The sequence below is a fragment of the Elioraea sp. genome, from assembly GCF_022842375.1.
Taxonomy (GTDB): domain Bacteria; phylum Pseudomonadota; class Alphaproteobacteria; order Acetobacterales; family Acetobacteraceae; genus Elioraea_A.
Window position 1 is genome coordinate 19,525 of the sequence record NZ_JALHPR010000003.1, and the last position, 23,629, is coordinate 43,153.

Here is a 23,629-nt window from a genome sequence, read left to right on the forward strand (position 1 = left end):
AGTGCTGATCTTTCTGCAGGCCTCGCCGCTGCTCCTGCTCGTCGCCGTGCTCGCCGCCCGGCGCGGCGGGCCGCTCGCGCCGGTGCTCGCGGCACTGGCCCTCGCCGTGCCGGCCGCGGCCGCATCGCTTGCCGGGGGGGCATCGCTCATCCCCTTCCTGCTGACCGAGGCGCTTCGCGGGGCATGGCTCGCGCTGGCCCCCGCCGCGATCACGGCAGCGGGCCTGCTGTTCCACGAGGCCGTCACCGGCGAGGCCGAGGCGCAGCAGGCAGTGCCGCGGGCGAGAAGCCATGCCGAGCTCTTCACCGCCGTGTTCCTGCTCGGACCGTTCTTCGAGACCGTGACGGGCTTCGGCATCGGCGTCGTCTTCTCGCTCTCGGCCATGCGGCGCCTGGGCGTTCCCGCCCCGGCCGCCGCCGCGCTCTCGCTGCTGTCGCAGGTGCTGATCCCGTGGGGCGCGCTCGGGCCCGGAACGCTGCTCGGCGCCGCCCTCGCCGGGGTGGACCTTCGCGCCTTCGGCGCCTGGACGTCGGCGGCCAGTGCCGCGTGGCTGCTGCTGCTGCTGCCGCTGTTCTGGCGCCTGGCGCGCGAGGCGGGACTAAGCGGGACCGTGCGCGAACGGGCTGGCGATGCCATCACGATGGTGGTGCTCGTGACGCTCCTCGTGGGCGCAAACCTGCTCGCCACCGTCGAGGTCGCCGGGCTGATCGCGCTCTCGCCACCGCTGCTCGTGCGGCTGTTCCGCGAAGGGCGCGGCGTGCCCGATGCACGGGCGCGGCGTGCGGCCCTGCCCTATCTCGCGCTGTCGCTGCTGCTGCTCGCCACGCGCCTCGTCCCGCCCGTTCAGGCGGCGTTGACCGCGCATGGTATGCTCCGCCCCTACCCTGACCTTCCCGGCATCGCGACCCTGCACCACCCGGCGACGATGCTCGCCCTCGTCGCCCTGCCGGTGCTCGCGGTGCGAAGCGAGGGGCGGTGGGCGGCCCTGGCGCGGGCGGCGGCGCGCGCGCGCATGCCGATCATCCTGCTGTTCCTCTACGTCGTGCTCGCGCGCTGGCTCGGCGCCTCCGGGGCGGCGGCCTCGCTCGCCGGCGCGCTCGCGGCCTCCGCCGGGCCGGTGGCGATGCCCTTCGTCACGCCCGTCCTTGGCGCGGCGGGCGGGTTCTTCACCGGAACGAATGTCGGCTCGAACAGCATCCTCATGCCGATCCAATCAGCGCTCGCAGGCAAGCAGGGCTTCCCGCCGGCCTTCCTGCCGGCGCTGCAGAACTTCACCGGCAGCGCGCTCTGCATCCTCGCGCCGATGCGGATCAGCGCCACGGCGGCACTCGCGGCCGACGGCACGACGGAAGCAGACCTCTACCGACGGCTGTGGTGGACGGGCGCGGCGGCCCTGCTTGCCGCCCTCGGCTGGATCGCCGCGCTGCGCCTCGGGTGAGCGTTCGCGTTGCCCAAGCGGCGGCGCTCGCTTATGGTCCGCCACCCGGCCCGGGGACCAACCTGGGCCTTCCGCATCAAGGGGAGGACATCCGCATGCGCATCCAGCGCCGCCTTATGCTCGCAGGGCTCGCCATCATGGCGCCCGCAATCGCCATGCCGGCTGCGGCCCAGACGAACGTCACGCTCACCCACCCCCTGCCGCTGGCAAGCCACTACGGCGCCGGCAGCCAGGCCTTCAAGGAAGCGGTCGAGCGCCTGACGAACGGCCGCTATCGCGTCACGATCCAGCGCAACGACAACGAGCGCGAGGGCATCGAGGCGACGCAGATCGGCACGCAGGAATTCACCATCACCTCGACCGGCCCCGTCGGCAACTTCGTGCCCGACGTGCTGATTCTCGACGTGCCCTTCCTGTTCCGTGACTACGCACACGCCCGCGGCGTCCTCGACAGCGCGATCGGCCAGGAGATCCTCACGAAGTTCAGTGCCCGCGGCCTCGTCGGCGTGGCGTGGATGGAAAACGGGTTCCGCAACCTGACGAACAGCCGCCGCGACGTGAATACGCCCGACGACGTGAAGGGCATGAAGGTGCGCACCATGGAGAACCAGGTGCACATGCGGGCGTTCACCACGCTTGGCGCGCTGCCGACGCCGATGGCGTTTTCAGAACTCGTTCCCGCGCTCCAGCAAGGCACGGTCGATGGGCAGGAGAACCCGATCCCGGTGATCGTGGCGAACAACCTGAACCAGGTGCAGCGCTTCCTCTCGCTGACCCGCCACGTCTATTCGCCGGCCGTGCTGATCGGCAACCCGGCCTTCCTCGCCCGCCTCACTCCGGCTGACCGCGCGCTGTTCATGCAGGCCGCGAAGGCCGCGGTGGATGCCAACCGCGCGAAGGTGACCGAGGATGAGCAGACCGGCGTTGCCGAGCTCCGCCGCCGCGGCATGACGGTGCGCGAACAGGTCGATACTGCGGCGTTCCAGGCAGCGCTCGCGCCGGCCTTCCAGGCCTACAGCCAGCAGTTCGGCGCAGCCAACCTCCAGCGCATCCGCGACTGGCGGCCCGGTTCGTGAGAGGAGCGCTCACCCGCTCCGTTCTCGCGGTTGATCGCATCACGACGCAGGCGGCCCTCGCGGTCGCCTGTTTCGCGCTTGCGGTCGCCGTCACCGCCGGCGCGTGGCAGGTCGTCACGCGGTTCGTGCTGAGCCAGCCCTCGCCCTGGTCTGAGGCGCTGGTTCGCCAGGCGTTGATCTGGATGGTCATGCTCGGCGTCGCGGGCGCGATCCGCCAGGGCGCTCTCGTTGCCATCGACGTGACGCGTGAGGCAGTGAAGGGCCGTGCGCGGCTCGTGCTCGATATCCTGATCTTCGCAGCCATCGTGCTGCTGTTCGGCGTGCTGTTCTGGTTCGGCTGGGAGATGGCCAACCGCGTGCGGTTCCAGTCCATCGCCGGCCTCGAAGTCTCGATCGCCTGGGGCTACGCCGCCATCCCGGTCGGCTCGGTCTGCGCCGTGATCGGCGCGCTGGCAGCGCTTCTCGACCGGCGCGAGAGCGCCGCCGAAGGCCAGGTCTAGGAGCACCGCCATGGCCGGCACCATGCTCGCGGTGATGCTGGGGCTGTTCGCCCTGTCGGTTCCCGTCGCGGTGGCGATCGGGCTTGCGGCGGTGCTCGGCATCGTCGAGTTCACGCGCTTCCCGCTGATCGTCGCGGCACAGCAGATCTACATCGCGCTCGACCGGTTTCCGTTGGCCGCGATCCCGTTCTTCATCCTTGCCGGAAACCTCATGGAGGTCGGCGGCATCTCGCGCCGCCTGGTCGACTTCGCGCGGTCGCTGGTCGGCGGCGTCCAGGGCGGACTTGCCGTCACCTGCATCCTCACCTGCATGATCTTCGCCGCGATCAGCGGCTCCTCGGTCGCGACCACCTTCGCGATCGGCGCGATCATGGTGCCGGCGCTCAAGCGCCTCGGCTACCCCGCTGCGTTCGCCGGCTCGCTGCAGGCGTCTGCCGCCGAGCTCGGCGTGGTCATTCCGCCCTCGATCCCGATGATCCTCTACGGCGTCGCGACCCAGACCTCGATTCCGGAGCTGTTCATCGCCGGTTTCGGCCCGGGCCTGCTGATCGGTGCGGCGCTCTCCGTCACCGTTCTCGTCTGGTGCCGCATCAACGGCTGGGGCAAGCGCGACGGCGAGGGGCGCGCAAGTGTCGGCCACGCGACGAAGAGTGCCGCCTTCGCGCTACTGATGCCGGTGATCGTGCTGGGCGGCATCTATGGCGGCGTGACGACGCCGACGGAAGCCTCTGTCATCGCGGTGGTCTATGCGCTGATCGTCGGCGTCGTGATCCATCGCGAGATCGCATTGCGTGAGCTCTACCCGATCTTCCGCCGCTCGGTCATCACCTCCGCGGTGATCATGTTCATCATCGCCACGGCAGGGCTGTTCTCGTGGCTGCTGAACCGCCAGGGCGTTCCCGACAAGATGGCCGAGTGGCTCGTCTCGGTGTTCGGCTCGCCTGCATTGTTCCTTCTCGGCGTCAACATCTTCCTGTTCGTCGTCGGCATGTTCATCGAGACATCGGCTTCGATCATCGTGCTCGGGCCGATCCTTGCCCCTGCTGCGATCAAGTTCGGCATCGACCCGGTGCATTTCGGCACGATCATGGTGGTGAACCTCGCCCTCGGCATGGTCACGCCGCCGTTCGGGGTGAACCTGTTCGCCGCGGCCCAGGTGGCCGAGACGGGCGTCGACAAGATGATGCGTTACCTGCCGGTGTTCATCGGCGTGATCGTCGCGTGCCTGATGGTGATCAGCTACGTCCCGCCGATCTCGCTGTTCCTGCGCGACATCGTCTACCGCTAACCAGCGAGCATCCGGCAGGCGGCGGGAGGAAGCGAGACCAGCACCTCACCGCTGCCCGGAACCGCCGCGTCGGACGGGATGGTGAGGCGCAGCGTGATGCCACACGCAGTCTCGACGCCAAGCTCGCGCACCGGGCCGAGGAAGGTCGAGCGAACCAGCCGCGCGGCGATCACGTTCTGCCCAGGTGCCGCGGCCAGCATGACGGCGTGGGGGCGGATGGCGACGATCGCGCTGCCGTCCTCGGCCGCGCTCCCGCTCGCACAGGCCAGCGCGACGCCGCCGCAATCGACCACGCCGCCGCCGAGATGCCGGCCGGCGATCAGGTTGGTACCGCCGATGAAGCGCGCGACGAAGGCCGATGCGGGTGCTGCGTACACCTCCTCGGGCGTGCCGAGCTGCACGATGCGGCCGGCCTGCATCACCGCCACGAGATCGGCCGTGGCCATCGCCTCCGCCTGGTCGTGCGTGACGTAGAGCGTGGTCACGCCATGCGCCTCGTGCAGCCGGCGGAGTTCGAGGCGCATCTCCTCGCGGAGCGCCGCATCGAGGTTCGAGAGCGGCTCATCCATCAGCAGCGTGCGCGGTTCCATCGCCAGCGCACGCGCGATCGCCACGCGCTGCTGCTGGCCGCCGGAGAGATCGGCCGGCAACCGATCGGCCAGTGCATCGAGCCGCACGGCACGCAGCACCTTCGCGACCTCCGTGCCGACCGCGGCGCTGCCGAGGCCCTTCAGCTTGAGCGCGTACGCGACGTTGCCCGCCACCGTCATGTGCGGCCAGAGCGCATAGGACTGGAAGATCATCGCCATCCGCCGGCGTTCCGGCGGCAGCACGCGGCCAGGCTCCGACAGCACCTCGCCATCACGCAGGATGCGCCCGGCATCGGGCGCGACGAGGCCCGCGACGGCCCTGAGCGTCGTCGTCTTGCCACAGCCCGAGGGGCCGAGCAGGCAGAGGAGAGCGCCATCGGGAACGGCGAGGTCGAGCGCATCGACGGCGGCGGCATCGCCGTAGCGGCAGGTGAGCCCCTCGATCACAAGGCCGCTCATGGCGGAGAGAGCGGCCCGAGCGTGCGCAAGATCGCGGGGATGCGGTCCTTCACCTGGAAGAATCCCTTGGTCGCGTGCGGCCACACGGCATCGTCCCACGCGCGGCGAAGGCGGACGAGCCTGATCCCGCGCGTGGCGAGCGTTGGTTCGAGGCCATCGAGCATGGTGGCGACCGGCCCGACCGGCGCGTAGGCCGTGACCACCGCCGCTGCCCCGCCCGAAGCTGCCCAGTCGACCACCGCGGCGGCATTGGCCAACCGCGTGGGCACAAGGCCGAGATGCGTGCCTGCACGGGTGAGCGCGTCGTTCATCGCACCGTCGGCGAAACGGATCGCTGCCGCACCGACAGGCAGGGGACTTCGCCTCGCCGTGCAGATGATGCCGCCGAGCGAAACGACCCCGGCGCGCCCGAGCGGCAGCGTCTCGACGCACCCGTCATCCTCGGTTGCCAGGAGCGCCACGCGTCCCTCCGGTGCCGGCGAGGCTGGCGGCAGCATTCCGGGCGGGCCGTAGGGCGGCTCGTCGAGCGGGCCGGCACGCTCATCGAGCTCGCCGCGTGGGTCGAACCTGCCGCCGGTGTATTCGGCGATGTTCGCGGCGCGGGCGAGGTAGTGCTTGCCGCGCGTGTGCAGCCCCGCCACCCAGCGCCAGGAGAGCGTGTTCGAGGCAGGGTCGCCATCCATGAAGTGGCGATAGGTGAAATCGGCCCCGAGCACCCAGGGCAGCCTGAGCGTGAAGACCCAGATCGAGGCAAACCACATGCGCGCGTGGTTGTGCAGGTACCCGGTCTCGACCAGTTCGCGCGCCCAGGCATCGAAGCAGGCGATGCCCGTGCGGGCAGAGACGGCATCCTCGTAGGCGCGCCGGAGGCCACCCTGCGTGGCGAGCCCATCGGCCTCGTGCGCGATGCGGCCGGCATAGTCGGCCCAGACGGCGGGGCGAAGCTCGAGCCAGCCTTTCCAGTAGCTGCGCCAGAACACCTCCTGCACGAACTTCTCGCACGACGATGGCCCATGCCGGGCCAGCGCGGCGATGACAAGCTCCTCCTCCGTCACCAACCGATGCCGCACATGCGGCGAGAGGGCAGAGACGTTGCCGCGATCACCAGGCCCACGGTCATGGTTGCGGGTCGCGGCATAGGCAGGGCCCATGGCGGGCGCGAAGGCAGAGAGCCGCACGAGGGCGGCCTCACGGGTCGGTTCCGGGGGAAGCATCATGCCGGTGATGTGGTGATGCGCTTCCGGTCAACCACGCCCGCGGTCCAGAAAGGGCAGAATCGCGCGCAGGAACGCCTCCGGCGCCTCTGCGTGCACCCAATGCCCTGCATCGGGGATCACGGCGAATGCGGCCGCGGGGAAGCGCGCGAGCGCAGCCGCACGCCCCGCCGCGTCGATATACGTGCTGTTCTCGCCGCCGATGAACAGCGCCTCGCCCTCCCACCGCGCATCATCGGCCAGCGCGGGGAAGTCCGAGATGGCATCGAGCGAGGCGGCGATGACGGGAAGGTTGCACCGCCATGACGGCGCGCCCTCGCCGAAGCGGAGGTTCTGCAGCAGGAACGCACGCACCCCGGCATCGGGAACGGCGGCGCGCAGCGTCGCATCGGCCTCGGTGCGGCGAAGATCGGGGCGAAGTGGGATCGCTGCCATCGCCGCCGCGTACGGCGCGAAGGCGGAGGGGTAGCGCCGTGGTGCGATGTCGACCACCACAAGGCGGGAGACCAGCGCGGGTTCCGTCAGCGCCAGCAGCATTGCCGCCTTGCCGCCCATCGAGTGGCCGAGCACGGTCATCGGCACCCCCTGCCCGGAGATCAGCGCGGCGATGTCCCCGGCCATCGCGGGATAGTCCATCCGCGCGTCGTGCGGGCTGGCGCCGTGGTTGCGCAGGTCGGCGAGCAGCACGCGGTGTCGCGCGGCGAGGTGCTTGGCGATGCCACCCCAGTTGCCGCCATGGCCGAACAGCCCGTGCAGCACGAGAAGCGGCGGACCATCACCGAGCTGGGTCACATGAAGGGGCAGCGCCATGGGACGGCTCTAGCGCCTGAGCGCAAGCGTGGCCAGCCCTGCGATGATCAGCGCCGCGCCGGCGAGCAGGGAGAGGGTGACCGCCTCGCCAAGGAACGCCACCGAGAGGGCGAGGCTGATCACCGGCACGCCGAGGAAGCCGAGCGAGGCGACGACGACGGGCAGCGCGCGCGAGACGCTGTTGGCGGCCCAGGTCGCGAGCGGGCCGCCGATCACGCCGAGGAACAGCAGCGCGAAGCCGGAGGAGGGCCCGAGCGTGACGCCACCCGTTGGCTCGAGCAGGACCGCCACCGGCAGCAGGACCAGCGTCGCGAGCCCGAACTGCCAGGGCAGCAGATCAACCAGCGGCGTGATCGCGGACCCCGCGCGCAGCACCGCGATCGCGATCGCCCAGGCAAGCGCCGCGAGCAGCAGCAGCCCATGCGCCGGCAGCTGGCGGGCGTCCGACCAGTCGACGGCCCATGGGTTCGCGAGCGTCACAACCCCGGCGATGCCGAGGATGACGGCAATGATCCGCCGCGCGTCCAGCCGCTCGCCCAGCACAAGCACCGAGATCGGCACGAGCCAGAGCGAGGTCGTGTAGCAGAGCAGCACCGACCGGCCCACGGGAACGATCGTCAGGGCCGTGTGCAGCAGCGCGAAGAAGGCGCCGAGCTGGAGCATCCCGACGGCTGCGACCGACGCCCAGTCGCGCCGCGCGGGCGGCTTCAGTCTGCCGCGCGCGGCAGCGATCAGCAGCATCGTCCCGAACGAGAGCAGCGCGCGCCAGAAGGCGAGCCAGGTCGGCGTGGCTTCCGCCAGACCGATCCTGATCACCGGGCCTGCGGCACCGAAGATGAAGACGACGATCGCAAGCTGGACGAAAGCAGCGCGTGGCGGCTGGGACGGTGGCATCGCGGGCCACAGCAGGGCACGGCCATGGTCGCCCGGCAAGCGCGCGGATCAGCGTGCCACGCTCAGTGTCCGAGCGGGCGCACCACCTGGTCGTCGACCGCGCCAAGCCAGGCCGGCACCGCGCGCCTGACCGGCAGCGCGATCTCGTCCATCCCGATCGCCCGGCCCGTTACCGGCGGCGCGAGCAGGAAGCCCTGCACGAGGGTGAGGCCGAGCTCGGTGAGACAATGATATTCGCCTTCGCTCTCGACGCCGACGGCGATGACGCCGAGGCCGAGCGCGCCTGCCTTGTCGACGATGCCCGAGACCAGCGAGCGGCGCACGCGATGATGATGGATGTCGCGCACCAGCGTCATGTCGAGCTTCACGAGGTCAGGCAGCGTCTCGGCGAGGAGGCCGAGGCCGCCATAGCCGGTGCCGAAATCATCGAGGGCGATGCGAAGCCCGTGTGCATGCGCGGCGGCGATGACCGTGCGCAGTCCGGCGGCATCATCGATCCTCTCGCCCTCCGTCACCTCGATAACGAGCCGACCTGGCGCGAAGCCGGCGCGCGCGAGACCGTCGGCGAGCGTGCCGATCATGCCGGCCTGACGCAGCAGCACGGCGGGGGAGATGTTCACGTGCAGGTCTGCCTCGCCGGCCTCGGCGCCGCGGGCGGCGAGGATCGCGTCGATCGCCGCCGTTTCGAAGGCAGGCCGGTCAGGCGCCTTCACCCGGGCGAGAACGCCATCCGCCGGCGAGCCACCAGGTCCACGCAGCAGCGCCTCGTGCGCCACGACCCGGCGCGCCTTGATGTCGATGATCGGCTGGAACGCGATGGCGAAGCGCGGGGTGTTCGCGTCGCGCCCGGCGCCAGCCTGGTTGTTTGCGTCCCGCATCCGCCCTGCCCCGCATCGTCAGCCGGCGCCACCCGATGCGACGCAGGCTCATTTTCGGGTATCGGCGGTGAACGGCGCGTTAACTGGCTCACTCTGCACCGCTCACGAACGAATGTAGGGCCCGCCGTTGACGTGGCGCGTCCCGTGATGAAGCCGCGTCAGCGGGCAGTCAGCATGATCTTGCCGACATGCGCGCTCGTCTCCATCAGCGCATGCGCCTTCGCAGCATCCTCGAGCTGGAAGGTGGCGTGGATCACCGGCCCGCAACGGCCCTGGTCGAGCAGCGGCCACACCTTCTCGCGCAAGGCATCGGCGATCGCGCCCTTCTGCGCGGTCGAGCGCGGGCGCATCGTCGAGCCGGTGACAGTGAGCCTGCGCGTCATCACCGGCATCATGTCGAACTCGGCCACCTTCGAGCCCTGCAGGAAGGCGATCTGCACCAGGCGCCCGTCAAGGGCGAGGCAGCGGATGTTGCGGGGGATGTAATCGCCGCCCACCATGTCGAGAACGACATCGACGCCCCGGCGTTCCGTCAGGCGCGCGATCTCCTCGACGAAATCCTGCGTGCGGTAGTTGATCGCGACATCGGCGCCGAGGCTTCGGCAGGCGGCGCATTTCTCGTTGCTGCCGGCCGTCACGTACACCGTCGCCCCAAAAGCCTTGGCGAGCTGGATCGCGGTCGTTCCGATACCGGATGAACCGCCATGGACCAGCACGCTCTCGCCCGCACGCAGGCCCCCGCGATCGAACAGGTTGGCCCACACGGTGAAGTAGGTTTCCGGCAGCGCGGCTGCGCGGAGATGGTCATACCCCGCGGGCGGGCGCAGTGCCTGGGCGGCGGGAGCCGCGACATATTCCGCATAGGCGCCACCATTCGTGAGCGCGCAGACAGGCTCGCCGATCGCCCAGCCCGCAACACCCTGGCCGATCGCGGCGACGACGCCCGCTGCCTCGAGTCCGATGATCGGCGAGGCACCCGGCGGCGGCGGATAGGCGCCGCGGCGCTGCTGCACGTCGGGCCGGTTCACGCCGGCGACATGCACGGCGATGAGCAGTTCGTCAGGCGCGGGCACCGGCACTGGGCCGGTGGCGATCGCCATCACCTCCGGCCCGCCAGGCCCCGTTGTCGCGATGTGGCGCATCGTCTGTGGCAGGCCCATGACGGTTCGTCTCCGGTGTGTGCGGCGAAGGTGCTGGCGCAGCACCGCAACATCAAGCACGGGGCGTCGACCAGGGCGAGTGTCGCGCTGCCGGCCACCTGTTCGGAACGACGAAGGGCGCGCCGACCAGCGCGCCCCATCGTCACACCCGGCCGCGCCCGCTGCGCTCGGTTCCCGGCTGCGGTCAGTTCACGGTGATGTTGGCGCGGCGGATGATGTCCGACCACTTGCGGTTCTCGGCGAGCAGGAACTGGCGCGCGCTCTCTGGCGTGCTGTCGGCAACCGTCTCGGCGGTGAGCTCGGTCAGCCGTGCCTTCACATCGGGCATCGCCATGACCTCGTTGGCGAGGCGGTTGATGCGTGTGACGATCGGCGCGGGCGTTCCGGCCGGCACGTGCATCATGTGCCACGTGTACGCCTCGTAGCCCGGCACGCCAGCGTCCTGGAAGGTCGGCAGTTCGGGCGCGACCGAGGAGCGCTTGGCCGAGCTGATGGCGAGGCCCTTCACCTGGTTGCCGCGCACATAGCCGATGGCGGATGCGGCGACGTCGACCGAGAAGGCGAGGCGGCCGGCCAGCAGGTCCGGCATCAGGGCGGAGGAGCCGCGATAGGGGATATGGTTGGCCTGCACGCCGGCGAGGGCGAGGAACAGCTCGCAGGCGAGGTGCACCGCACCGCCATTGCCGGACGAGCCGTAATCGTACTTGCCGGGGTTCTGCTTCATGAGCGCGATGAGCTCGGGCAGCGAGTTCACCGGCAGGTCCTTGTTCACGATCATGATCATCGGCACGACGGCGACGAGGGCGACCTGCTGGAAATCCTCGAGCGCGTTGAATGTCAGGCGCGGGAACAGCGGTGGCAGCACGGCATGCGCGATGGTGGAGTAGAGGATGGTCTGCCCGTCCTTCGGCGCGCGGGCGACGAGCTCGGTGCCGACGACGACGCCAGCCCCGGTGCGGTTCTCGACCACCACGCGCTGGGGCAGCTTCTCGCTCATCTTGTCGGCGATCAGGCGGGCGGGAATGTCGGTCGGCCCGCCGGCGGCGAAGGGAACGATCATGCGCACGGGCGAGGTTGGCCATTCCTGGGCGCGCGCGGCACCAGGCAGGAGAGCGGCACCGGCAGAGGCAGCCAGCAGCGTGCGGCGGTGAAGCTTTGTCATGGACGTCTCCCAACGCGACTTTCTTGTGCCAGCGAGATGATACGTGCGGGGGGGCGAGTCAACTGGAGACCACCTGCTCCGCCGGCCGGCCGACGATGCTGCGGTAGAGGTCAGGGTCGGTGGCACCTTCGGTGCCGAACAGCAGCACGCGGCTTTCCGGCCCCAGGTCGAGCGCTGCGGTGGCGGCATCGTCGTTCCGGGCCAGCACGAGGCCGGCGAGAACGGCGACCGCGCTTTCACCCGCAACGATGGGCCTGTCGCCGCCCACCCCATCGGCCAGCATGCGCATGCAGGGCGGGACGCTCGCGTCGGGAATGGCCATGAAGCCGTGGGCGCGCCAGAGCAGCTCGTCGAAGGCGAGGATCGAGACCTCGCCGCAGGCAAGCCCGGCCATCATCGTGTCGAGCTCTCCGGGCACCGCGACGGGGTGGCCGGCCTCCGCGCTCCGCAGCAGGCAATCGGCTCGGTCAGGCTCGACAACGACGAGGCGCGGCATCGCCCGCTGGCCGTAGGCGAGGGCGAGTTCGGCCGCGACCGCCGCCGCAACGCCGCCGACGCCGCCTGGCACGAACGCATGCGTCGGCGGCCCGTCCAGGGCCGCGCGCCATTGCGTGATCGCCTCCTCGGCCATGATGCGATAGCCGTCCATCACGTCGCGGGGGATCTCGGTATAGCCGGGGTAGGAGGTGTCGCTCACCACCGTCCAGCCGTCTCGGGCGGCATCCTCGGCGGCGCGGCGGACGGCATCGTCATAGGTGCCGGGAACGCGGCGGACCTCGGCGCCGTAGCGGGCGATCGCGGCCGCGCGCCCCTCGCTGACGGTCTCGTGGATATAGATCACCGCGCGGGCGCCGAAGCGCTGCGCCCCCCAGGCGACGGAGCGGCCGTGGTTGCCATCAGTCGCGCAGGTGACGGTGATGGACTGCGTCCGATCGGCGAAGCGGCCAGCGGCGAGGTCGTCCGATGTGGCGGCGATGCCCTGGCCGGCGAGCGTGCGGATGAGGTGGCGGGCCACCGCATAGGCACCGCCGAGCGCCTTGAAGCTGCCGAGACCGAACCGGCCGCTCTCGTCCTTGAAGCCGATCGCCGCCACCCCGGCCGAGGCGGCGAGGCCGGGCAGGAACGCCAGCGGGGTGGGGGCATAGCCGGGCCAGGTCGTGATCTCGGCCAGCGCCGCTGCCCGGCCGACGAGGTCGAGCCGCGGCTCTCCGGCCTGGTCGCGGGCGGCGTTCAGGTGAAGCCGGAACGGCAGTCGGGGGAGGAGCATGGGCGCTAGGGTCCTTTCCGCCCCCACCTTCCTCCGGGCGCGCCGGCCGGGGAAGCCCTCTCGAATACGTCCACCTCTGTCGCATACGACGATTACGGTCGCATTCAGCAGGCAGGAGGCAGCGATGGACGCAGGCGAGCAACGGATCATCCTCGGCTACGCGCAGGCGGCGCTGGCCGACCTGCCGCGCCGGTCACGCCGGGCGGCGGCCCTGGCAGCGTGGATCGCGAGCTTCGAGGACGCGCTCGGCCTCGGCACCCGGGCGGGAAACCGCGCCAAGGCAGCACAGGATGACCTATTCGCCGCCGACAAGCAGGAGCCTGACGCCGCCCTGCTCAAGCGCCTGTCTGATCGCATCAGCCGGCGCATCGCCACCCTCGGGCGCCAGCCGCGCTCGCCCCTCGCCGCCAGGCTCGAGACCCTGGCCGAAGCCGCCGGGCTCGACGCGCAGGAGGCGGCGATCCTCGGCCTCGTGCTCCGCTACCGCGTGCATCGGCCGGTCGAGCGGCTGTTCGACCTGCTGTCGGACGCCATGGGCGGGGAGATGCGGCTGACGGCCGATGTGCCGCTGATCGCGCTGCTGCTCGGCCTGCCCACCTCGGTTGTCGAGCGCAGGCTTGGCCCGACCGCGCCGCTGCGCGCCGCGGGGCTGGTCGCCCTCGATGCCGATGGGGGCTTGCGCGTGCTCGAACGCCTTCGCCGCAGGCTCGGCGATCCGCTCGACATCCCGCCCTCCTCCGCGCGCACCGCTGCCGCGGGCCTGCTGGGCCCCGCCCTCGCCCCGAGCCTCGGGATGGAGGAGTTCGCCCATCTCGGCGCCGGGGCGGAGCATGCCGCAGGGCTTCTCGCCGCCGCGCTGCGCACCCGCCGTGCGGGAACGCATGTGCTGCTCTACGGCCCGCCAGGCACCGGCAAGACGGAGTTCTGCAAGACGCTCGCCGCCCGCATCGGCACCCCGCTCTTTGCCGTCGCCGAGGCCGACGAGGAGGGCAACGAGCCAGGGCGGAGCGAGCGGCTGGCCGAGATGCGCTTCGCGCAGCGGCTGCTCTCGGCCGGCACGCCGGCGCTGCTGATGTTCGACGAGGCGGAGGACCTGTTCGACGGCGGCTTCGGCGGCCTTTTCGGCGGCGAGCGCTCCCGCGCGCACCTGCTTCGCCTGCTAGAAAGCACGCCCGTGCCGATGCTCTGGACCACCAACAGCGTCGAGGCGCTCGGGCCTGCGGTGATCCGGCGCATGACCTTCGCCCTCGAGATGCGCGTGCCCGAGGCCGCCGTGCGCACCGAACTCTGGACGCGTGAGCTCGCCCGCTCCGGCATCGCGATGGAGAGCCACGAGATCGCGCGGCTTGCCCGCGAGGTGCCGGCAGCCCCCGCGATCGCAGCCTCCGCGGTCGCTGCTGCTGCCATGACCGGCGGCGGGGCGGAGGCCGTCAGGCTCGGCGCGCTCAGCGTCGCGCGCGCCATGGGTGGCGGCACGCTGCCTGCGGTTGAGCATGAGGCGGATCAGGTGTTCGACCCGGGCCTGACAGTGGCCGACCACGACCTTGCGGCACTCGCCGATGCGCTCTGCCGGCCCGGTGCGCCGCGCGCCGTGCCGATGCTGCTGTCGGGCCCGCCAGGCACGGGCAAGAGCGCCTTCGCCCGCCACCTCGCGGCGCGGATGGGCATGCGGCCACTGCTGAAGCGTGCGTCTGACCTGCTGTCGCGCTTCGTCGGCGGCAGCGAGAAGGCGATCGCCGCCGCGTTTACCGAGGCGCGCGAGCGCGGGGCGTTCCTGATCATCGACGAGGCCGACGGCCTGCTCGCCGACCGCCGCGCCGCAACGCAGGCGTGGGAGGTGACGCAGGTCAACGAGCTGCTGACCTGGATGGAGCAGCATCCGCTCCCCTTCGCCTGCACCACCAACCTGCCCGAACGCCTCGACCCGGCCTGCCAGCGTCGCTTCCTGGTCAAGATCAGCTTCGCCGCACTCGACGGCCCCCGGGCCCAGGCTGCGTTCGCGCGGTTCTTCGCCCGCCCGGCACCGCGCGGCCTTGCCGCGTTGCCGCCGCTGGTGCCGGCCGATTTCGCCCTTGCCGCCCGCAAGGCGAGGCTGATGGGAACCGACGGTGACGACGCAGCGATCCTCGCTCTCCTCGGCGACGAGGCGGCCGCCCGCGGCGCGACGTGCCCCATCGGGTTCCGGGTGGCGTCATGAACGTTTTCACTTCCTTCAGCATGCGGTCATAATCAACCCGGGATTGACCATCCCGCATCGTCGCCGGCCCAACATTGGAAACCCCATGCATTATCTGAAACTCGAAACGATTCTCCGTCTCGCCCTCGCTTTCCAGGGCACGCGCGAAGGCCTGTCGCTCGGCGACATCCAGCGCGATTTCGAGGTGGGACGGCGGACGGCCGAACGGATGCGCGATGCCGTTGCGCGCGTCTTCCCGCAATTCGAACGCTGCGACCAGGGCGAGCGGGTGCGCCGCTGGCGCCTGCCGCAGGGAACGCTCGGGGGCCTCGTTGCCCTCGGCGCCGAGGAGCTCGCCTCCGTCGAGGCAGCAGCGGCCGAGTGGCGCGGGCGAGGGCTCGACGAACGCGCGGCCTCGCTCGACAGTGCCGCGGCCAAGCTCCGCGCGATGACGCGGCCCGAGCATCTCCGCCGCGTCGAGCCTGATCTCGAAGTCCTGATGGAGGCGGAGGGAAGCGCGCTTCGCCCAGGGCCGCGCCCGAACCTGCCTGACGGGCAGCTCGGCCAGTTGCGCCGCGCCATCCTCGCCTGCCTGCCGATCACCATGGCCTACCGCTCCCGCGGCGCACCGGAGCCGGCACGCGTCACCGTCCATCCCTACGGGCTGCTCTATGGCAGCCGGCCTCTGCTTGTCGCGGCCCCTGAGCCATGGCACGAGCCGCGCCTCTATCGCCTCGACAGGATGAACGGATTCGAGCTCGGCAATATCCCGTTCGTGCGCCGCCGCGGCTTCTCGCTCACCGAATTCGCTTCCCGCGCCTTCGGCACGTTCCAGGAGGAACCGTTCGAGGTGGTCCTCCGTTTCGCGTCCGATACGGCCGACGAGGCAGCGCAGTGGCGGTTCCATCCGACCCAGGCGATGGAGCGTGACGAGACGGGCAGGCTGATCGTGCGGTTCCAGGCCGGCGGGGCGCAGGAGATGTGCTGGCACGTCTTTACCTGGGGCCGGTCGGTCGAGGTGATCAGCCCGGACGGATTGCGCGAACAGCTGCGCGAGATGCTTTCGGCCGCCCTCCGCCACCACGTGTGAGGGCCGGCTTCGGGGCTCAGCGAGGCCGGAAGACGGTGGCGAGGAAGCGGCCGAGATCGGCGTTGCTGCGCGCCCGCACCGCAGCGTCCGCATTGATCAGGTAGGGCCGGTTCTCGACGCACATGCCGAGGATGATCATGCGCGAGACCCTGCCAGACATCGCGAGACCGCTGTTGAGGTCGCGGACGGATCCGTCACGCTCGAGCTTGATGTTGCAGCCGTTCAGGAGCTGGCCGATGCGCAGCGGGCCGCGGCCGCCGTCCCACTGGTGGGCCGCGCCATCATACGCGATCACCTCGACCGTGCTGCCACCGCTGCGGAACCCGTCAGCCGTCGCCGCACAGCGCGCGGGGTCGATCAGCTCGTCCGCGGTGCCGTAGAGCATCAGCAGCGGAGCGCCCGTGGTGCGCGGCTCCTCGAAGCGCGCGATGCAGGGGCCGTAGAAGGCCGCGTGCGCGGCGAAGCGCTCCCCCGCCGGCGCGAAGGCGCGGGCGGCAGCCTCGTTCAGCGCGTACATCGTGGCCATCGCGCCATAGGAAAAGCCGACCAGCGCAACGCGGCGCGGATCGGCCTCGCCTTTCGCGACGAGGAAGCGGAACCCGGCATAGGCATCGGCGAGCAGCATGCTCTCGGTGATGTTCAGCAGCCGTTCGGTGAAGCTCGTGCCGCGCTCGCGCCGCGCGGCGAAGGCATCGACGACGAGCGCGGTGATGCCCATCGCGGCGAATTGCTTGCCGTAGGTGCGCTCGCGCGGCGCGAGCACCCCGCCCGATCCGTGCAGCAGGATGACGGCCGGCGGCGGCGGCGCACCGGCCGGGCGGCGGGCGGTAAACAGCGTGCCGACGGCGGCGGTCGGCGCGGCACTGCCCCAGAGGGCCTCCTGCGGCGTGAACGGGCTCGTGCTCGGCCAGGTGACGTCCTGGCCCTCCGCCAGCGTCTCGCCGGCAGGCCAGGGCCGCTGCAACGCCGCGAGGTCAACCGCCGCCGCGGGCACCGGCAGCCCGGTGGCAGCCGCGCCGAACATGGAAACAAGGGCTGCAATGAACATCCGCATCAATCACCTCCACCTTGCGCACTGGGGCACGGCGCGCGATGAACATCGTGACGACAGCGGGAAAAGGGAACAGCCATGCGCGTGACGATCACGGGAGCAGCAGGATTCCTCGGCCGGAAGGTGGCCGCCCGCCTGGCGCTGACCGGCAAGGTCGGCGCGCGCGACATCACCGCGATGACGCTGTTCGACATGGTGGAGCCGAAGCCGCCGGCGGGCGCGCCCTTCCCGGTCACGTGCCTGTCGGGCGACATCGCCAACCCGGCCGATTGCGCACGCGCCGTCGATCGCGACACGGGCGTGGTGGTGCATCTCGCCGCCGTGGTGTCGGCGCAGGCGGAGGCTGATTTCGACCTCGGCTGGCGCGTCAACCTCGACGGCACGCGCGCGCTGCTCGAAGCCTGCCGTGCTTCGGGGGCGAGGCCGCGCGTGGTGTTCACCTCCTCGGTCGCCACCTTCTCGGGCGGGCAGGACGCGGTGATCGACGACGCGACGCGCCCCGTTCCGGGCAACAGCTACGGGGCGCAGAAGGCGGCGGGCGAGCTCCTCATCCACGACTACACCCGCAAGGGCTACATCGACGGCGTCACGCTCAGGCTGCCCACCGTCGTGGTGCGGCCAGGCCGGCCGAACCGCGCGGCGTCGAGCTTCGCCTCCTCGATCCTGCGCGAGCCGTTCCTCGGCGAGGAGGCGTTCCTGCCGGTGCCGGAGAGCTTCGCGCTCTGGATCGCCTCGCCGCGGGCGGCGACCGACTGGCTGGTCCATGCCGCCGCGCTCGACGGCAAGACGCTCGGCCTCGACCGCGGCATCAACCCGCCTGGGCTCACCGTGACGGTGCGCGACATGATGCTCGTGCTGCAATCGGTGGGCGGGCACGCGGCGATGCGGCTGATCAGCCGGATGGAGGACAAGGAGGTGGCGGCGATCGTCGGCGCATGGCCAGCGCGGTTCTCCGATGCGCGGGCGAAGGCACTCGGCTTCCGCGCGCATGAGGGGCTGGAGGCGCTGGTGCGCGCCTTCCTCGAGGACGACCTCGCCGAGACGAAGGCGATGCGGGCATAGCGCCCGGCGTCGGCGCGGCGCTACCATCCGCCCGCCGGCATCCCCCCGCCTTCCCACCGCGTGCCGGCCAAGCAACCGGAGAGACCATGCCCGATCCAGTGAGCCCTTCCCTGGTCAGCCGCCGCCTCATGCTGGCCGCCGCCGCCGCCGCGCCGATCCTCGGCGTGCGCGCGGCCGACGCCGCCGCACCCTTCCTCAACACCAACGCCCCGCCCTTCTACCGTTTCAAGCACGGCACGTTCGAGATCACGGTGGTGAGCGACGGGCCGCTCGTTCTCCCAACGCTCGACGTCGTTCTCGAGAATGCACCCAAGGCGGATCTCGAGCGCATCCTGACCGCGAACCGCATGCCGACCGACCGCTGGATCGGCCCGCAGAACGTGCTGGTGGTGAACACCGGCCGCCACCTCGTGTTGATCGACACCGGCATGGGTGACCGCTCCAAGGTGCTCGGCCCCGACAACGGCCACCTGATGCGGAACCTCGCGCTTGCCGGCATCGACCCCGCGGCGATCGACGTGGTGGCGATCACGCACGCGCATATCGACCATTGCTGGGGCCTCGTCGATGCGCGCGACAGGCTGAACTTCCCCAATGCCCGCGTTGCCATCGCAATGTCGGACTATGAGTTCTGGACACAGGAATCACTGCTCGCCAACCCCGCGGCGCGCGACTTCGTCCTCTACACGCGCACCAACCTTCTGCCAGTGCGTGACCGGATCATTCCGGTCCGCGACGGCGCCGAGGTGGTGCCCGGCATCACGGCGATGGCGACGGCTGGCCACACGGTCGGCCACCATTCCTACGTGATCGAGAGCGGTGGGCGGCGCCTCGTGAATGTGGGCGACGTGCTGCACCATCACGTGCTGCTGCTGCGCCACCCGGAGTGGCACAACATCTTCGACAGCGACAAGGCGCAGGGTGCGGCGACGCGCAGGCGCGTGCTCGAGACGATGTCGGCTGATGGCACGGAGTGCGTGCTCTACCACTTCCCGTTCCCGGGCGTGGGTCGTTTCGTGCGTGCCGGCCAGGGCTTCGCCTGGATCCCGACGCCGATGCACGAGGGGTGATGCGCATCGGGGGGCGACAGTGTCGCCCCCCGGTTTGCTCAATCCTCAAGGAAGCTCCGCAGCTTCCGTGACCGGCTCGGGTGCTTCAGCTTGCGCAGCGCCTTCGCCTCGATCTGGCGGATGCGCTCGCGCGTCACGCTGAACTGCTGGCCCACTTCCTCGAGCGTATGGTCGGTGTTCATGCCGATGCCGAAGCGCATGCGCAGAACACGCTCCTCGCGCGGCGTCAGGCTGCCGAGCACGCGCGTCGTCGCTTCGCGCAGGTTCGCCTGGATCGCGGCGTCGAGCGGGATCACCGCGTTCTTGTCCTCGATGAAATCACCAAGGTGGCTGTCCTCCTCGTCGCCGATCGGCGTCTCGAGGCTGATCGGCTCCTTGGCGATCTTCAGCACCTTCCGCACCTTCTCGAGCGGCATGCCGAGCTTCTCGGCCAGCTCCTCCGGCGTCGGCTCGCGGCCGATCTCGTGCAGCATCTGGCGCGAGGTGCGCACCAGCTTGTTGATCGTCTCGATCATGTGCACGGGGATGCGGATGGTGCGCGCCTGGTCGGCGATCGAGCGGGTGATCGCCTGGCGGATCCACCACGTCGCGTAGGTCGAGAACTTGTAGCCACGGCGGTACTCGAACTTGTCCACCGCCTTCATCAGGCCGATGTTGCCTTCCTGGATCAGGTCGAGGAACTGCAGGCCGCGGTTCGTGTACTTCTTGGCGATCGAGATCACGAGGCGAAGGTTCGCCTCGATCATCTCCTTCTTGGCGCGTGCCGCGTCACGCTCGCCACGCTGAACCGTCTGGACCACCCGGCGGAACTCGCCGACCGGCAGGTGCACCTCGGCCGAGATCGCGCCGATGCGCGCACGGATCTCGGCGACATCCTCGGCATGCTTGGCGGCAAACAGCTTCCAGCCCTTGCCCGGCAGCGTGGCGACACGCTCGACCCAGCCGGGATCGAGCTCATGGCCGCGATACTGGCCGAGGAAGTCGTCACGCTTGACCTTGGCGCTGTCGGCGATGCGCAGCAGCTGGCCCTCGAGCGCGTTCAGCCGCTGGTTCAACTCGCGCAGCTGCTCGACCAGCTGCTCGATCCGCGCGTTGTTGAGGTGCACCTGCCCGACGAGCGCGGTCACCTCCTCCTTGGCCTTCTCGTACTTCGCTTCCGCCTGCTTGGTCGGCTGCGTACCCTCGGAGAGGGACTTGAGCCGCGCCTCCTGCAGCTTGGCGAGCTTCTTGTAGGTGGCCGCGATGTCCTCGAAGGTCTTGAGCACCTCGGGCTTCAGCTTCTCCTCGAGGGCGGAGAGCGACATCTGCGCCCCCTCCTCGTCGTCGAAGCCTTCCTCGCCGGGCGCTGCTTCCTCGGCGGCCTCCTCGGCCGGCTCCTCGTCAGCCTCCGGCAGGGCGGCGGGTTCGCCGGCCGCACCGCCGGAATTCGTCGCCTCGAGGTCGATGATGTCGCGGAGCAGCATCTTCCCCGCCTGCAGCGCATCGTGCCAGGCGATGATGGCGCGGAAGGTGAGCGGGCTCTCGCAGAGCCCGCCGATCATCATGTCGCGGCCGGCCTCGATGCGCTTGGCAATCGCGATCTCGCCCTCGCGCGAGAGCAGCTCGACCGAGCCCATCTCACGGAGATACATGCGCACCGGATCGTCGGTCCGCCCCATCTCGGCTTCGTCGACGTTGCCGGTCGAGCCTTCGCCCTCCTCGGCCTCACCCTCTGCCTTGGCGGCGGGCGCGGCCTCGGGGTCGTCGGTTTCCTCGGCCTCGACGACGTTGATGCCGCGCTCAGACAGCATGGCCATCGTGTCCTCGATCTGCTCGGAGGACACCTGGCCTTGCGGCAGGGCGGCGTTCACCTCGTCATAGGTGACGTAGCCGCGCTCATTGCCGCGCGCGATGAGCTTCTTGACGGCGATCGACTGGACGTCGAGCAGAGCGCCATCGGCGAGATCATCGGCCGCCTCGGTGGTCGGGGCAGCGGAAGCGGGTTTCGCCATGGGCATCACCTCATCAGATCGTGGTCCGGGACGAAGAAGCGTCCCCCTACCCTATGTATTCGCAGCGCGGGACGATGCCGCGTGCGGATCATCACGCTCCGCTCCCGAAGCGGCATCCATCGCCTGGACGAGGGCGATGAGCCTCCGCTCATTCGCCTCCGTGAACTCCGCCGCGAGCCTGGCCCTGGCTTCGGCGACCTCGGCTTCCAGGCGCTCGGGGTCGAGTTGGCCGAGGGCCTGGAAGAACGCCTCGCGCGCCTCGGCAGGCGCGGCACCTGGAAGCGTGCAGGCGGGTAGGGCAGACAGGCGCGTCCCAAGCACGGCGTCGAGCGGCTCGCGCAGGTCCATCTGGTCGAGGTGGTCGATCAACCCTGCCGAGTCAAGGCCGAAGGCCGTTTCTGCCTCCGCCACGAGGGCTGCCCTGAGCCTTTCGCATGCCGCCGACCGGAAGGCGAGGGAGGCGAGCGCCTCCTCGGCCTCGGGGAGAAGCGAGGGGTGGCTGAGGATGAGGGCGAGCACGTCACGCTCGCGCACCGCCCCGGCGCGGGCCGGAACCAGCGCCGGGCGCGGGGCGCGGGTGGCAGCGGCGGGCTGGCCGCGCTGGCCGTTCGGCCTGCCCTTCTGGCCCGTCCTTTGGGGCTTTCCCTCGCCGAACCAGCGTTCGCGCCAGTGCCGGCGATACTCCTCGCGGAGCGTTGCGTCCGTCACCTCGGCGGCGAGATCCTCGAGCTTCCGTCGCTGTCCCGCCCTGCCTTCGGGCGTCGTCGCACGGGTGCTGCACGCAGCGTCGAACAGGGCGTCGGCCAGACCCCGCGCCGCCGCGAGGGTCGCGCGGAATACCTCGGGCCCGCGGCGGACCAGTGTATCGGGGTCATCGCCGGCCGGGAGGGAGGCGAGCTTCAGCGTTCGCCCCACCGCCACGCGCGGCAGGGCGAGTTCCGCCGTGCGCAACGCCGCGCGGCTGCCGGCGGCATCGCCGTCGAAACAGAGGACGGGGGCCGGCGAAAGCCGCCAGAGCTCGGCCAGGTGATCCTCGGTCAACGCCGTGCCGAGCGGGGCGACGGCGCCGCCGAACCCGGCCTGGGCCAGCGCGATCACGTCCATATAGCCTTCGACCGCGATCACCTCCGCCCCCGAGGCCACGGCGGCACGCGCATGGTGCAGCCCGTAGAGGGTGCGGCGCTTGGAGAACAGCGCCGTCTCCGGCCCGTTCAGGTATTTGGGCTGGCCGTCACCCATGATCCGCCCGCCGAAGCCGATCACCCGCCCGCGCCGGTCATGGATCGGGAACATCACGCGGTTGAAGAAAAGGTCGACGGGCGGGCGTGACGCATCGTCCTGCTTCAGCAGCCCGACGGCGACCAGGTCGTCCCCGGTCACCCCCTCGCCCTTCAGCGCCTGGGCAATCGCCCCCCGCCCCTCGCCCGACCAGCCGAGGCCGAAGCGGCGGATGGTCTCATCCGTCAGCCCACGGCCGCGGAGATAGGCGAGCGCGGCCGCCCCCTCCCGCCGCCACAGCGCCTCGGAGAAGTGCCGCGCCGCAAGCTCCGCCACGCCGGCGAGCGAGGTGTGGCGCTCGGCGGCCGCTGCGGCCTCGGGCGTGGGCTTCGGCACGGTGAGGCCCGCCTCGGCGGCGAGCTTCTCGACCGCATCGATGAAGCCGAGGTTCTCGGTGTTCATGACGAAGCGGATCGCGTCGCCATGCGCCCCGCACCCGAAGCAGTGGTAGAACCCCTTGTCCTCGCGCACGTGGAACGAGGGGGTCTTCTCCGCGTGGAAGGGGCACAGTCCCTTCAGGTCGCGCCCGACGCGGCGCAGCTGCACCCGACGCCCCACGACGGCGCCGAGCGGAAGCCGCGCCCGCAATTCGTCGAGGAAGCTTTCGGGGATCGCCATGGCGCGTGCGCCTCAGCCGGCGAGTGCCGCCTTCACCAGCGGCCCCGCCTTGCCCATGTCGAGGGTGGCGCCGTGCTTCGCCTTCAGCGCGGCCATGACCTTGCCCATGTCCTTGACGCTCGCCGCCCCGCTCTCGGCCACGGCTGCAGCGACGGCCGCCTGCATCCCCGCCTCGTCCATCTCGGGCGGCAGGAAGCGGGTGATGACGGCGATCTCGGCCTCCTCCTTCGCTGCCAGGTCCTCGCGGTTGCCCTGGCGGTAGAGGGTGATGCTCTCGCGGCGCGACTTCACCATGCCGCGCAGCATGCCGACGATCGCCTCGTCGCCGGCCTGCTGCGGCGCATCGGCGTTCGTGAGGTCGCGGGTGGCGATGTCGGTGTCCTTCATCTTGGCGATGATCATCCGCACGGTGGATGTCGTGGCGGCATCCCCCGCCTTCATCGAGGCCTTCATCGCCTCGGTGAATTGCTCGCGCAGGCCCATGCCTCACTCCTCCGGAAGAACAGCCTGCCATTATAGGCGAAGCGGGGCGCACGGGCGAGTACCGCCCCGACCAG

General features: G+C 70.6%; 20 protein-coding genes. 8 read left to right on the plus strand and 12 right to left on the minus strand.

The annotated features are described in order from the left end of the window. Position 1 precedes the first annotated feature (1 nt). The 4 genes from Q0C38_RS03435 to Q0C38_RS03450 all read left to right on the plus strand — a co-directional run bounded on the left by Q0C38_RS03435 (position 2) and on the right by Q0C38_RS03450 (position 4,302). Positions 2–1,438 carry an L-lactate permease gene (locus Q0C38_RS03435; RefSeq protein ID WP_291295659.1) on the plus strand — a complete coding sequence of 479 codons (1,437 nt, stop codon included), beginning with the start codon at positions 2–4 and terminating at the stop codon, positions 1,436–1,438. A gap of 95 nt (positions 1,439–1,533) precedes the next feature. Then, positions 1,534–2,514, plus strand: coding sequence for a DctP family TRAP transporter solute-binding subunit (locus Q0C38_RS03440; RefSeq protein ID WP_291295660.1), 981 nt, complete (start codon positions 1,534–1,536; stop codon positions 2,512–2,514). Continuing rightward, the gene (locus Q0C38_RS03445) at positions 2,511–3,014 is read left to right on the plus strand and encodes a TRAP transporter small permease (RefSeq protein WP_291295661.1); all 504 of its coding nucleotides are present in this window, start codon (positions 2,511–2,513) and stop codon (positions 3,012–3,014) included. Before Q0C38_RS03440 ends, Q0C38_RS03445 begins: the two co-directional genes overlap by 4 nt. A 10-nt stretch (positions 3,015–3,024) precedes the next feature. Then, positions 3,025–4,302, plus strand: coding sequence for a TRAP transporter large permease (locus Q0C38_RS03450; RefSeq protein WP_291295662.1), 1,278 nt, complete (start codon positions 3,025–3,027; stop codon positions 4,300–4,302). Here the strand turns inward: Q0C38_RS03450 and Q0C38_RS03455 are convergent. From Q0C38_RS03455 to Q0C38_RS03490, 8 genes are all read right to left on the minus strand, one after another. Next, on the minus strand, positions 4,299–5,351 hold the full coding sequence (locus Q0C38_RS03455) for an ABC transporter ATP-binding protein (protein WP_291295663.1): 1,053 nt from the start codon (positions 5,349–5,351) through the stop codon (positions 4,299–4,301). The genes Q0C38_RS03450 and Q0C38_RS03455 overlap by 4 nt on opposite strands. Next, complete coding sequence (locus Q0C38_RS03460) at positions 5,348–6,568, minus strand: FAD-binding domain-containing protein (protein ID WP_291295664.1); 1,221 nt, start codon at positions 6,566–6,568, stop codon at positions 5,348–5,350. Before Q0C38_RS03460 ends, Q0C38_RS03455 begins: the two co-directional genes overlap by 4 nt. A gap of 27 nt (positions 6,569–6,595) precedes the next feature. Beyond that, on the minus strand, positions 6,596–7,375 hold the full coding sequence (locus Q0C38_RS03465; RefSeq protein WP_291295665.1) for an alpha/beta fold hydrolase: 780 nt from the start codon (positions 7,373–7,375) through the stop codon (positions 6,596–6,598). 9 nt (positions 7,376–7,384) lie between these two features. Further along, positions 7,385–8,269: a DMT family transporter gene (locus tag Q0C38_RS03470; RefSeq protein WP_291295666.1), complete on the minus strand. Its 885-nt coding sequence runs from the start codon at positions 8,267–8,269 to the stop codon at positions 7,385–7,387. 62 nt (positions 8,270–8,331) lie between these two features. Continuing rightward, positions 8,332–9,147, minus strand: a complete 816-nt coding sequence (locus Q0C38_RS03475) for an EAL domain-containing protein (RefSeq protein WP_291295667.1) — start codon at positions 9,145–9,147, stop codon at positions 8,332–8,334. 158 nt (positions 9,148–9,305) lie between these two features. Further along, positions 9,306–10,307 carry an NAD(P)H-quinone oxidoreductase gene (locus Q0C38_RS03480; RefSeq protein ID WP_291295668.1) on the minus strand — a complete coding sequence of 334 codons (1,002 nt, stop codon included), beginning with the start codon at positions 10,305–10,307 and terminating at the stop codon, positions 9,306–9,308. A gap of 184 nt (positions 10,308–10,491) precedes the next feature. Beyond that, positions 10,492–11,469: a tripartite tricarboxylate transporter substrate binding protein gene (locus Q0C38_RS03485; RefSeq protein WP_291295669.1), complete on the minus strand. Its 978-nt coding sequence runs from the start codon at positions 11,467–11,469 to the stop codon at positions 10,492–10,494. Between the two features lie 58 nt (positions 11,470–11,527). Continuing rightward, on the minus strand, positions 11,528–12,736 hold the full coding sequence (locus Q0C38_RS03490; RefSeq protein ID WP_291295670.1) for a diaminopropionate ammonia-lyase: 1,209 nt from the start codon (positions 12,734–12,736) through the stop codon (positions 11,528–11,530). 124 nt (positions 12,737–12,860) lie between these two features. On the opposite strand from Q0C38_RS03490, the gene Q0C38_RS03495 reads away from it, so the two are divergent. Together Q0C38_RS03495 and Q0C38_RS03500 are read left to right on the plus strand one after the other, a co-directional pair. Next, positions 12,861–14,933: an ATP-binding protein gene (locus Q0C38_RS03495; RefSeq protein WP_291295671.1), complete on the plus strand. Its 2,073-nt coding sequence runs from the start codon at positions 12,861–12,863 to the stop codon at positions 14,931–14,933. Positions 14,934–15,018: 85 nt separating this feature from the next. Continuing rightward, positions 15,019–16,002, plus strand: a complete 984-nt coding sequence (locus Q0C38_RS03500; RefSeq protein ID WP_291295672.1) for a YafY family protein — start codon at positions 15,019–15,021, stop codon at positions 16,000–16,002. Positions 16,003–16,018: 16 nt separating this feature from the next. On the opposite strand, the gene Q0C38_RS03505 is transcribed toward Q0C38_RS03500, so the two are convergent. Then, complete coding sequence (locus Q0C38_RS03505) at positions 16,019–17,056, minus strand: dienelactone hydrolase family protein (RefSeq protein WP_291295673.1); 1,038 nt, start codon at positions 17,054–17,056, stop codon at positions 16,019–16,021. Between the two features lie 75 nt (positions 17,057–17,131). Here Q0C38_RS03505 and denD point away from each other — a divergent pair, with 75 nt between their 5' ends. After that, positions 17,132–18,115 carry a D-erythronate dehydrogenase gene (gene denD, locus Q0C38_RS03510; RefSeq protein ID WP_291295674.1) on the plus strand — a complete coding sequence of 328 codons (984 nt, stop codon included), beginning with the start codon at positions 17,132–17,134 and terminating at the stop codon, positions 18,113–18,115. 86 nt (positions 18,116–18,201) lie between these two features. After that, positions 18,202–19,185 carry an MBL fold metallo-hydrolase gene (locus tag Q0C38_RS03515; protein WP_291295675.1) on the plus strand — a complete coding sequence of 328 codons (984 nt, stop codon included), beginning with the start codon at positions 18,202–18,204 and terminating at the stop codon, positions 19,183–19,185. A 38-nt stretch (positions 19,186–19,223) separates the two neighbouring features. Here the strand turns inward: Q0C38_RS03515 and rpoD are convergent, their stop codons facing one another. The 3 genes from rpoD to Q0C38_RS03530 are packed head-to-tail and all read right to left on the minus strand — an operon-like array spanning position 19,224 to position 23,555. Then, positions 19,224–21,176: an RNA polymerase sigma factor RpoD gene (rpoD, locus tag Q0C38_RS03520; RefSeq protein WP_291295676.1), complete on the minus strand. Its 1,953-nt coding sequence runs from the start codon at positions 21,174–21,176 to the stop codon at positions 19,224–19,226. A 51-nt stretch (positions 21,177–21,227) separates the two neighbouring features. Further along, entirely contained in the window at positions 21,228–23,072 is a 1,845-nt protein-coding gene (gene dnaG, locus Q0C38_RS03525) for a DNA primase (protein ID WP_291295677.1), read from the minus strand. 12 nt (positions 23,073–23,084) lie between these two features. Further along, a complete protein-coding gene (locus tag Q0C38_RS03530) occupies positions 23,085–23,555 on the minus strand; it encodes a GatB/YqeY domain-containing protein (protein WP_291295678.1) in 471 nt (156 codons plus the stop codon). Between the last annotated feature and the right edge of the window lie 74 nt (positions 23,556–23,629).

What these genes read in the sequence shown, in the direction of transcription:
- Q0C38_RS03440 (WP_291295660.1), top strand. Translation starts at nt 1,534, where the DNA reads ATGCGCATCCAGCGCCGCCTTATGCTCGCAGGGCTCGCCATCATGGCG.
- Q0C38_RS03450 (WP_291295662.1), top strand. Translation starts at nt 3,025, where the DNA reads ATGGCCGGCACCATGCTCGCGGTGATGCTGGGGCTGTTCGCCCTGTCG.
- Q0C38_RS03455 (WP_291295663.1), bottom strand. Translation starts at nt 5,351, where the DNA reads ATGAGCGGCCTTGTGATCGAGGGGCTCACCTGCCGCTACGGCGATGCC.
- Q0C38_RS03460 (WP_291295664.1), bottom strand. Translation starts at nt 6,568, where the DNA reads ATGATGCTTCCCCCGGAACCGACCCGTGAGGCCGCCCTCGTGCGGCTC.
- Q0C38_RS03465 (WP_291295665.1), bottom strand. Translation starts at nt 7,375, where the DNA reads ATGGCGCTGCCCCTTCATGTGACCCAGCTCGGTGATGGTCCGCCGCTT.
- Q0C38_RS03470 (WP_291295666.1), bottom strand. Translation starts at nt 8,269, where the DNA reads ATGCCACCGTCCCAGCCGCCACGCGCTGCTTTCGTCCAGCTTGCGATC.
- Q0C38_RS03475 (WP_291295667.1), bottom strand. Translation starts at nt 9,147, where the DNA reads ATGCGGGACGCAAACAACCAGGCTGGCGCCGGGCGCGACGCGAACACC.
- Q0C38_RS03480 (WP_291295668.1), bottom strand. Translation starts at nt 10,307, where the DNA reads ATGGGCCTGCCACAGACGATGCGCCACATCGCGACAACGGGGCCTGGC.
- Q0C38_RS03485 (WP_291295669.1), bottom strand. Translation starts at nt 11,469, where the DNA reads ATGACAAAGCTTCACCGCCGCACGCTGCTGGCTGCCTCTGCCGGTGCC.
- Q0C38_RS03490 (WP_291295670.1), bottom strand. Translation starts at nt 12,736, where the DNA reads ATGCTCCTCCCCCGACTGCCGTTCCGGCTTCACCTGAACGCCGCCCGC.
- Q0C38_RS03495 (WP_291295671.1), top strand. Translation starts at nt 12,861, where the DNA reads ATGGACGCAGGCGAGCAACGGATCATCCTCGGCTACGCGCAGGCGGCG.
- Q0C38_RS03500 (WP_291295672.1), top strand. Translation starts at nt 15,019, where the DNA reads ATGCATTATCTGAAACTCGAAACGATTCTCCGTCTCGCCCTCGCTTTC.
- Q0C38_RS03505 (WP_291295673.1), bottom strand. Translation starts at nt 17,056, where the DNA reads ATGCGGATGTTCATTGCAGCCCTTGTTTCCATGTTCGGCGCGGCTGCC.
- denD (WP_291295674.1), top strand. Translation starts at nt 17,132, where the DNA reads ATGCGCGTGACGATCACGGGAGCAGCAGGATTCCTCGGCCGGAAGGTG.
- Q0C38_RS03515 (WP_291295675.1), top strand. Translation starts at nt 18,202, where the DNA reads ATGCCCGATCCAGTGAGCCCTTCCCTGGTCAGCCGCCGCCTCATGCTG.
- rpoD (WP_291295676.1), bottom strand. Translation starts at nt 21,176, where the DNA reads ATGGCGAAACCCGCTTCCGCTGCCCCGACCACCGAGGCGGCCGATGAT.
- dnaG (WP_291295677.1), bottom strand. Translation starts at nt 23,072, where the DNA reads ATGGCGATCCCCGAAAGCTTCCTCGACGAATTGCGGGCGCGGCTTCCG.
- Q0C38_RS03530 (WP_291295678.1), bottom strand. Translation starts at nt 23,555, where the DNA reads ATGGGCCTGCGCGAGCAATTCACCGAGGCGATGAAGGCCTCGATGAAG.